Raw genomic sequence first — 1,826 nt, 5'->3', positions numbered from 1 at the left:
CTCGCGGCGGCGCTGCTCGCACTGGCGTGGGCGAACATCGGCCCGGGGACGTACGAGGAGTTCTGGAGCACGCACCTCTCGATCGACCTCGGCGGCCACGGCGTCTCGCTCGACCTGCGGGAATGGCTGAACAGCGGGCTGATGACGCTGTTCTTCTACGTCGTCGGGATGGAGGCGCGCCGCGAGTTCGACATGGGCGAACTGCGCGAGCGACGGCGGCTGATGCTGCCGCTGCTGGCGGGGGTGAGCGGGATGGCCGTACCCGTCGCGATCTTCCTCGCGGCCAACGCGGGCGAGCCCACCGCCCACGGCTGGGGCGCCGCGATGTCCACCGACACGGCGTTCGCGCTCGGCATGCTCGCCCTGCTCGGGCGACACTTCCCGAGCCGCCTCAGGGCGTACATCCTCACCGTCGCCGTCGTCGACGACTTCCTCGCGCTGACCATCGTCGCGATCTTCTACAGCGACTCCGTCACCCTCACCCCGCTGCTCGTGGCGCTGGGCGTCTTCGCCGTGATGCTGGCCTGGCGCGCCACCGGCGTACGCGGTGGCATCCCGTACGCCGTGCTGGGCGCGGTCACGTGGGTCGCGCTGCTGAAGTCCGGGGTCGAACCGGCCGTCGTGGGGCTGGCGATGGGGCTGCTGACCAACGCGTACCCGGCCGCGCGCGGCGACCTGGAGCGGGCCAGCGGGCTGTTCCGCTCATTCCGCGAGCAGCCGACGCCGGAGCTGGAGCGCTCGGTGCGCCGTGGCCTGGCCTCCTCGCTCTCGCCGAACGAGCGGCTCCGGCGGCTGTACCACCCGTGGACCAGCTATGTCATCGTGCCGCTGTTCGCGCTGGCCAACAGCGGTATCACGATCGGCGGCGAGCAGCTGGCGCGCGCCTTCGCCTCACCGGTCACGCTCGGGATCCTCTTCGGATACGTGGTCGGCAAGCCCGTCGGCATCGTCGGCGTCTCGTGGCTGACGGCCAGGCTCAGCGGCGGGCGGCTGCGGCCGCCGGTCGGCTGGGGCGCGGTCACGGCGGGCGGCACGATCGCCGGGGTCGGGTTCACGGTGTCGCTGCTGATCGCGACCCTGGCCTTCGACGGGGAGCAGCTGGAGAACGCCAAGATCGGCATCCTGACGGCGGTGTTGTGCGCGTTCGCGGCGACGGCCGTGGTCGCGTCCGTCACCTCGGCGCTGCCGCGGCGGCTGCGGGTGCGGGCGCTGCTCGGTACGGCCGAGACGATCGTGGACCTGGAGGATCCGGTCGACCCGGACCGGGACCACGTACGCGGGCCGCGCGAGGCTCCGGTGACGCTCGTGGAGTACGGCGACTTCGAGTGCCCGTACTGCGGCCGGGCCGAGCCCGTCGTACGGGAACTCCTCGCCGGCTTCGGCGATCTGCGGTACGTGTGGCGCCATCTGCCGCTCAACGACGTGCACCCCAACGCGCAGACGGCCGCCGAGGCGTCGGAGGCCGCGGCGGCGCAGGGCGCGTTCTGGGAGATGCACGACCGGCTGCTGGCCCACCAGGGCGCGCTGCGCCCGCGCGACCTGCTGCGGTACGCGGAGGAACTCGGCCTGGACAGCGAGCGCTTCGGGCGGGACCTGCGGGCGCACGCGGGCGCGGGGCGGGTCGCGGAGGACGTGGAGTCCGCGGACATCAGCGGGGTGTCCGGAACCCCGACATTCTTCGTCAACGGCCGCCGCCACCACGGGGCGTACGACATCGAGGGACTGTCGACGGCGGTACGCGCGGCCCGGGAGCGGGCGGCACTACGGTCTGACGGGTAGGGGGGCGGGCGCGTAGGGGAGACCGCGTGAGGTCCGGCCGCGTGGGG

At 73.2% G+C, this 1,826-nt stretch carries 1 protein-coding gene; it reads left to right on the top strand.

What is annotated here, in order from left to right; translation table 11 throughout:
- The coding region (gene nhaA / locus AOK16_RS13005) for a Na+/H+ antiporter NhaA (protein ID WP_055472420.1) at positions 1–1,779 on the top strand (1,779 nt) is incomplete at its 5' end.
- Between the last annotated feature and the right edge of the window lie 47 nt (positions 1,780–1,826).

The sequence above is a fragment of the Streptomyces pathocidini genome (genome assembly GCF_001418495.1).
Classification (GTDB): Bacteria; Actinomycetota; Actinomycetes; order Streptomycetales; family Streptomycetaceae; genus Streptomyces; species Streptomyces pathocidini.
This window is presented reverse-complemented; position numbering and strand designations above follow the sequence as displayed.